Raw genomic sequence first — 5325 nt, 5'->3', positions numbered from 1 at the left:
AGAAAAAAAAACAAAAAAAAAAAAAAAAAAGGAAAAGTGAAAAAAACCCCCCCCCCCCCGGTTCGTTTTGCAGCAGTCCCGCTACATTGGTGCTCCCTGCTCGTCCTTGAAAACTTTTCCTGAGGTCTCCTGACCATGTTCATCCATAAACACGTGCATCCTGCTTTCACACCACCCCGATGCGAAATGACTTATCCATAAGTTTGTCCCGATCTTCCTGATCCACCGTTCATCCTGAGCGGCTCTCGTTCTCCATCCTGGAGGTGTCCATTACGCGATCCTGCGTTATCCTTGCTTCATCCTGAAGCCTGTCCCTGCAACGCCGTCCTGGCGGGTCCTGCAGAAGCGCCATCATCCTGATGTTCGCTTCATTTCGCGACGTCCTGTCGACAGACATAGGATCACTGATTCTGCCCCTTCTTACAACCCTTCTTGAGACAATCTCTTAAGATTAGTCCCCACTCAAAAGGACGAAAAAATTAAGATCTTATTTAATACCAACAGCTTATATAAAAAAGTATGGATTAAATTTACCTTAAATGATGACGATCTCTTACAGGTTTTGTAAGAGATCTCTCACAAACGATCTGGCAGACTGGATTACAGAACTGGCTCAAGGTGGTTGAGGAAACCCGCAAGTGAGGGAGAAAGCGTAATGCGTTTGGCGGTGCCGAGGGTCTCTTTGACTACCTCGCCGCTGAGATTACAGACGGAAATCACATCCAGTTCACTCTCGAGGGTGGCGATAAACAGCGTCGGCGACAGCTTCAACCGCTTCTGCACCACCAGGTGCCCGATTAAATTTTCCTGCACCCGCTGGAAATCCTCTTCACTCCAGGTCTGCAGCAGCGTCAAGGTTTCGCCGGCAAACCGGCCGGACATATCGCCGGCAAACTGAGTGGTATAATAAGAATGAAGCGGCTGTTGTACCACAATGTCGAGGGCGCGTTCAACCGCGCTGATATTTTGCGCCAGCGAAAACGGCTGCGGCTGCCAGAAAACGGCCTCGCCCTGGGTGTCGACAACGCAAGGCGACGGGACGCCGTAAAGCTCTTCACTGCGCGGCAGGCTGTGGCGCTGCTGCTGCCAGACGGCGCAATATCGTTGGGTAAAAGCGCGTAGCGCTTCTGCTGTCTGATGGTCCACCGGTTTCTCTCTTCACGTTAGACAGGATACACTGGAGCAATAGTGTACCCGCTTTACTATGGTGAAACATGTCTTCTTACGATAATCATCAGGCGCTGGCCGGCCTGACGCTCGGTAAATCAACCGATTACCGCGATACCTATGACGCCTCGCTGCTGCAGGGCGTGCCGCGCAGTTTAAACCGCGACCCGCTGGGCCTGCATGCCGATAATCTGCCGTTTCACGGCGCCGATATCTGGACGCTGTACGAACTCTCCTGGCTGAACGGCAAAGGTCTGCCGCAGGTAGCTGTCGGCCACGTCGAGCTGCCCGATACCAGCCTCAATCTGGTGGAGTCGAAAAGCTTTAAGCTCTATCTCAACAGCTTTAACCAGACCCGTTTCGCCAGCTGGCAGGACGTTGCAGAGACGCTGACTCGCGATCTCAGCGCCTGCGCGCAGGGGAAGGTGAAGGTATCGCTCTACCGCCTGGATGAACTGGAAGGCCAGCCGATTGCCCGCCTGCACGGCACCTGCATCGACGATCAGGATATCGAGATCAATAACTATCAGTTCAGCGCCGATTACCTGCAGGGCGCCGCCAGCGGCAAAATCGTGGAGGAGACGCTGGTCAGCCACCTGCTGAAGTCTAATTGCCTTATCACTCATCAGCCGGACTGGGGCTCGGTGCAGATCCAGTATCGGGGGGCGAAAATCGACCGCGAGCAGCTCCTGCGCTATCTGGTTTCGTTCCGCCACCATAACGAATTCCATGAGCAGTGCGTCGAACGTATCTTTAACGATATTCTCCGTTTCTGCCAGCCGGAATCGCTTTCCGTTTACGCCCGCTATACGCGACGCGGCGGTCTGGATATCAACCCCTGGCGCAGCAATGGCGACTTTTCCCCCGCCACCGGCCGCCTCGCCCGTCAATAATAAACAATTTCACAATTTGCGTGCGTTTAGGCGCGCGCAAGGTTGTGGAAACGCCGTTCGCAGGGCTATTGTAATCACAGGAAGACCATAAGCGTCCTGTAAGGAGTTCACTTGATTACACATGTTAGCCCGCTTGGTTCAATGGATATGCTGTCGCAGCTGGAAGTGGATATGCTTAAGCGCACCGCCAGCAGCGACCTGTACCAACTCTTTCGCAACTGCTCGCTTGCTGTGCTCAACTCGGGGAGCCTGACCGATAACAGCAAGGAGCTCCTGTCCCGTTTCGAAAATTTCGAGATTAACGTGCTGCGGCGCGAACGCGGTGTGAAGCTGGAACTGATCAACCCGCCGGAAGACGCCTTCGTTGACGGGCGGATTATCCGCTCCCTGCAGGCCAACCTGTTCGCCGTGCTGCGCGATATCCTGTTTGTTTACGGCCAGATCCACAATACCGTTCGCTTCCCGAACCTCGATCTCGAAAGTTCGGTTCATATCACTAACCTGGTGTTCCCGATCCTGCGCACCGCCCGCGCGCTGCACGTCGGCGAGGCGCCGAACATGATCGTCTGCTGGGGCGGCCACTCCATCAACGAAAACGAATATCTCTACGCCCGCCGCGTCGGTACGCAGCTGGGCCTGCGGGAACTGAATATCTGCACCGGCTGCGGGCCTGGCGCAATGGAGGCGCCGATGAAAGGCGCCGCCGTCGGCCATGCGCAGCAGCGCTACAAAGACAGCCGCTTTATCGGCATGACCGAACCATCCATTATCGCTGCGGAACCACCGAACCCGCTGGTCAATGAACTGATCATCATGCCGGATATCGAAAAGCGTCTGGAGGCCTTCGTACGTATCGCCCACGGGATCATTATTTTCCCGGGCGGCGTCGGCACTGCCGAAGAGCTGCTCTACCTGCTGGGTATTCTGATGCACCCCGACAACAAAGCGCAGGTGCTGCCGCTGATCCTCACCGGGCCGAAGGAGAGCGCCGACTACTTCCGTGTACTGGACGAGTTTATCACCCATACCCTGGGCGAATCGGCCCGTCGCCACTACCGGATCATCATTGACGACCCCGCGGAAGTGGCGCGGCAGATGAAAAAAGCGATGCCGCTGGTGAAAGAGAGCCGTCGCGAGACCGATGACGCCTACAGCTTTAACTGGTCGATTCGCATCTCGCCGGACCTGCAGATGCCGTTTGATCCGACCCACGAGAACATGGCCAACCTCAAACTCTCCCCGGATCAGCCGGTGGAAGTGCTGGCCGCCGACCTGCGTCGCGCCTTCTCCGGGATTGTCGCGGGGAACGTCAAAGAGGTGGGCATCCAGGCCATTGAGCAGTACGGTCCTTACAAACTGCACGGCGATCCGGAGATGATGCGCCGTATGGACGATCTGCTGCAGGGCTTCGTCGCCCAGCACCGCATGAAGCTTCCGGGCGGCACCGCCTATATTCCTTGCTACGAAATCATCGCCTGATTTCCCCCTCTCCCGCCGGGGCATCGCCTGACGCCTGCCCCCGGCGGGCTCTCTTCCTCTGACTTCCAGAACGCGCTAAAAACCTTTCTGTTACTAATCAATCATCTGAATTATTTCTACATAGCCAAACGTTTGCGTTGGTAAAAACTGCGACAATTATCACTGCAAAAAATGGTTTTAAGCGCAAAAACGTCGACTACTTCTCTTTTTTACAGTAAATCCCTCGTTATTACGCCGCTCCGCTTTTATCTCATATGCTGCAAATGGTAGCCTTCGCGCCACAAATCGCTGGCTGATCACCAGAAACAGGCTGTTGGACTAAAAATACGCACATTGAAAGTGGATTATTGCATTTGAGATCGCGATCACTGATGCATAAACCATATAAATGTATCTTTCCGGCCCAATTATTACGGAGAAAATTTCTAAAAAAACCGTAATTAAACGAATTTCATGTTACGCAATTGTATTTATTCATTAGATTTTGTTGATTCCTCCAGGAGATACAGATGGAAACCACTCAAACCAGCACCATCGTTTCGGGCGAAACCCGCAGCGGATGGCGTAAAACCGACACCATGTGGATGCTGGGCCTGTACGGCACGGCGATTGGCGCAGGCGTCTTGTTCCTGCCGATCAACGCCGGCGTTGGCGGCATGATCCCCCTGATCATCATGGCGATTCTGGCCTTCCCGATGACTTTCTTCGCCCACCGCGGCATGACCCGCTTCGTGCTCTCCGGGAAAAACCCGGGCGAAGACATCACCGAAGTAGTGGAAGAACACTTCGGCGTAGGCGCAGGTAAGCTGATTACCCTGCTTTATTTCTTCGCTATCTACCCGATCCTGCTGGTTTACAGCGTGGCGATCACTAACACCGTCGAAACCTTCATGGCGCATCAGCTGCACATGACGCCGCCGCCGCGCGCCATTCTGTCGCTGATCCTGATTGTCGGCATGATGACCATTGTGCGTTTCGGCGAGCAGATGATTGTGAAAGCGATGAGCGTGCTGGTGTTCCCGTTCGTTATCGCGCTGATGGTGCTGGCTCTGTATCTGATCCCGCAGTGGAACGGCGCGGCGCTGGAGACGCTCTCCCTGAGCGGCGCTTCCGTTACCGGCAACGGCCTGCTGATGACCCTGTGGCTGGCGATCCCGGTGATGGTCTTCTCCTTCAACCACTCGCCGATCATCTCTTCCTTCGCGGTAGCCAAACGTGAAGAGTACGGCGAAGGCGCTGAGAAGAAATGCTCCAGTATCCTCGCGCGCGCCCACATCATGATGGTGCTGACCGTGATGTTCTTCGTCTTCAGCTGCGTTCTGAGCCTCTCTCCGGCAGACCTGGCGGCGGCGAAAGAGCAGAACATCTCGATTCTGTCTTACCTGGCGAACCACTTTAACGCGCCAATCATTGCCTGGATGGCGCCGATCATCGCGATGATCGCCATCACCAAATCCTTCCTTGGCCACTATCTGGGCGCTCGCGAAGGCTTTAACGGCATGGTGATCAAATCCCTGCGCAGTAAAGGCAAATCGATTGAAATCAACAAACTGAACAAGCTGACCGCGCTGTTCATGCTGATCACCACCTGGATTGTGGCAACCCTGAACCCGAGCATCCTCGGTATGATCGAGACCCTTGGCGGCCCGATTATCGCGATGATCCTGTTCCTGATGCCGATGTACGCGATTCAGAAAGTCCCGGCGATGCGTAAATACAGCGGCCATATCAGCAACGTCTTCGTGGTGATTATGGGCCTGATTGCCATCTCCGCGATCTTCTACTC

Annotated in this window: 4 protein-coding genes; 3 read left to right on the top strand and 1 reads right to left on the bottom strand. The window is 54.8% G+C overall.

Annotated elements, in window-relative coordinates; all coding sequences use genetic code 11:
• Positions 1–600: 600 nt before the first annotated feature.
• The gene (gene syd / locus HMPREF9538_RS05050; RefSeq protein WP_002915253.1) at positions 601–1146 is read right to left on the bottom strand and encodes a SecY-interacting protein; all 546 of its coding nucleotides are present in this window, start codon (positions 1144–1146) and stop codon (positions 601–603) included.
• 68 nt (positions 1147–1214) lie between these two features.
• Between syd and queF the strand changes: the two genes are divergently transcribed.
• From queF to HMPREF9538_RS05065, 3 genes are all read left to right on the top strand, one after another.
• Positions 1215–2060 carry an NADPH-dependent 7-cyano-7-deazaguanine reductase QueF gene (gene queF / locus HMPREF9538_RS05055; protein ID WP_009486028.1) on the top strand — a complete coding sequence of 282 codons (846 nt, stop codon included), beginning with the start codon at positions 1215–1217 and terminating at the stop codon, positions 2058–2060.
• 111 nt (positions 2061–2171) lie between these two features.
• Complete coding sequence (ppnN, locus tag HMPREF9538_RS05060; RefSeq protein WP_032457233.1) at positions 2172–3539, top strand: nucleotide 5'-monophosphate nucleosidase PpnN; 1368 nt, start codon at positions 2172–2174, stop codon at positions 3537–3539.
• Positions 3540–4048: 509 nt separating this feature from the next.
• The coding region (locus HMPREF9538_RS05065; protein ID WP_009486024.1) for an HAAAP family serine/threonine permease at positions 4049–5325 on the top strand (1277 nt) is incomplete at its 3' end.

This window comes from Klebsiella sp. MS 92-3, assembly GCF_000195655.1.
In the GTDB taxonomy this organism is placed as follows: Bacteria; Pseudomonadota; Gammaproteobacteria; order Enterobacterales; family Enterobacteriaceae; genus Klebsiella; species Klebsiella pneumoniae.
This window is presented reverse-complemented; position numbering and strand designations above follow the sequence as displayed.

Excerpts from the sequence above, each read along its gene's own strand:
- queF (WP_009486028.1), top strand. The coding sequence starts at position 1,215 with ATGTCTTCTTACGATAATCATCAGGCGCTGGCCGGCCTGACGCTCGGT.